Source organism: Pseudomonas nitroreducens NBRC 12694, from assembly GCF_002091755.1.
Lineage (GTDB): Bacteria > Pseudomonadota > Gammaproteobacteria > Pseudomonadales > Pseudomonadaceae > Pseudomonas > Pseudomonas nitroreducens.
Map to the genome: position 1 here is coordinate 1 of NZ_BDAI01000031.1, position 1952 is coordinate 1952.

The window sequence follows — 1952 nt, forward strand, 5'->3', positions numbered from 1 at the left end:
ATGGTGATCTTGCCGAAGGCGATGCTGAAGTACAGCAGCGCAGCAACGGCGCCACTGCCGCTCAGGCCGACGATATAGGCCACCTCATGGCCGGCGAACTGCCCGTTGGCCCCGGCCGCGGCGAACACGCCGAAGATCATCGCCACCTGGGCACCGATCACCGAGCCCGCGCCCACGGCGAGGAAGGTTTTCACCGAGGACGTCTTGCTCGGCAGGTAGCGCGAGTAGTCCGCGACATACGGCCCGAACGCAATCTGCCAGGAGGCGGCCAGGGACACCGCGAGCAGGAAGCTGCTCCAGCTGAAGTGGCGGATCTGCAGCAACGCGCTGACGTCGGTCTGGCTCATCAGGCGGCTGAACAGGTAGACGAAGGCGATCACCCCGATGACGCTGGCGATGCGACCGATGACGTGGATGACGCGGTAGCCGAGCACGGTCACCAGCACGATGACGCTGGCGAACATCAGGATGCCGGCGCTGTCGCTGACGCCGAACAGCTGGCCCAGCGCCTGGCCGGAAAGCACCGTGCCGGTGGCGGTGAAGCCCAGGTACATCAGGCACACCAGCACGATCGGGATGGCCGCGCCGTAGACGCCGAACTGCACGCGGCTGGAGATCATCTGCGGCAGGCCGAGCTTGGGCCCTTGGGCGGCGTGCAGCGCCATCACGCCGCCGCCCAGCAGTTGGCCGATGAGCAGGCCGATCAGCGACCAGAACACGTCGCCGCCCAGCACCACGGCCAGGGCGCCGGTGACGATGGCGGTGATCTGCAGGTTGGCGCCCAGCCATAGGGTGAACTGGCTGTAGAGCTTGCCGTGGCGCTCGGCCTCGGGGATGTAGTCGATCGAGCGCACCTCGATCAGGGGTTTGGAGCTATCACTGGCCTGGGACATCGTTATTGTTCTCCCGAAGGGAATTCTTGTCTGTCGATGTACTGCTGCTTTACGGACCTGGCCGCCGCACCACGCCGTGCGGCGGCCCTCTCCCTGGTCCTGGCTTGCTATCGCCGAATTACTTGCCGGTGATCATCGGCAGGTTCAGGCCCTGTTCCTTGGCGCAATCGATCGCGATCTGATAACCCGCGTCGGCATGGCGCATCACGCCGGTGCCTGGGTCGTTGGTCAGCACCCGGGCGATGCGCTCGGCAGCTTCGTCGGTGCCGTCGCAGACGATCACCATCCCCGAGTGCTGGGAGAAGCCCATGCCCACCCCGCCGCCATGGTGCAACGAGACCCAGGTGGCGCCGCTGGCGGTGTTCAGCAGGGCGTTGAGCAGCGGCCAGTCGGACACGGCGTCGGAGCCGTCGCGCATGGCTTCGGTCTCGCGGTTGGGGCTTGCCACCGAACCGGAGTCGAGGTGGTCGCGGCCGATCACGATCGGTGCCTTCAGCTCGCCGCGGCGGACCATTTCGTTGAACGCCAGGCCGAGCTTGGCGCGCTGGCCCAGGCCGACCCAGCAGATGCGCGCCGGCAGGCCCTGGAAGCTGATGCGCTGCTTGGCCATGTCCAGCCAGTTGTGCAGGTGGGCGTCGTCGGCGATCAGTTCCTTGACCTTGGCATCGGTCTTGTAGATGTCCTCGGCGTCGCCGGACAGCGCGGCCCAGCGGAACGGACCGACGCCACGGCAGAACAGCGGGCGGATGTAGGCCGGGACGAAGCCGGGGAAGTCGAAGGCGTTGGCGACGCCCTCTTCCTTGGCCATCTGGCGGATGTTGTTGCCGTAGTCGAAGGTCGGCACGCCCTGCTGCTGGAACGCCAGCATGGCTTTGACGTGCACGGCCATGGATTGCTTGGCGGCCTTGACCACGGCGGCCGGGTCGGTCTGCGCGCGGTCGCGGTACTGCTCCCAGGTCCAGCCGGCCGGCAGGTAGCCGTTGAGCGGGTCGTGGGCGGAGGTCTGGTCGGTCACCATGTCCGGGCGCACGCCGCGCTGGATCAGCTCCGGGAGGATTT

2 protein-coding genes are annotated in these 1952 nt (G+C 67.1%); both read right to left on the bottom strand.

Going from position 1 to position 1952, the window contains the following annotated elements; translation table 11 throughout:
- A partial coding sequence (locus PNI01S_RS28105) for a purine-cytosine permease family protein (RefSeq protein ID WP_174602964.1) occupies positions 1 to 893 on the bottom strand: 893 nt, incomplete at its 3' end.
- 118 nt (positions 894 to 1011) lie between these two features.
- A partial coding sequence (hutU, locus tag PNI01S_RS28110; protein ID WP_084359860.1) for a urocanate hydratase occupies positions 1012 to 1952 on the bottom strand: 941 nt, incomplete at its 5' end.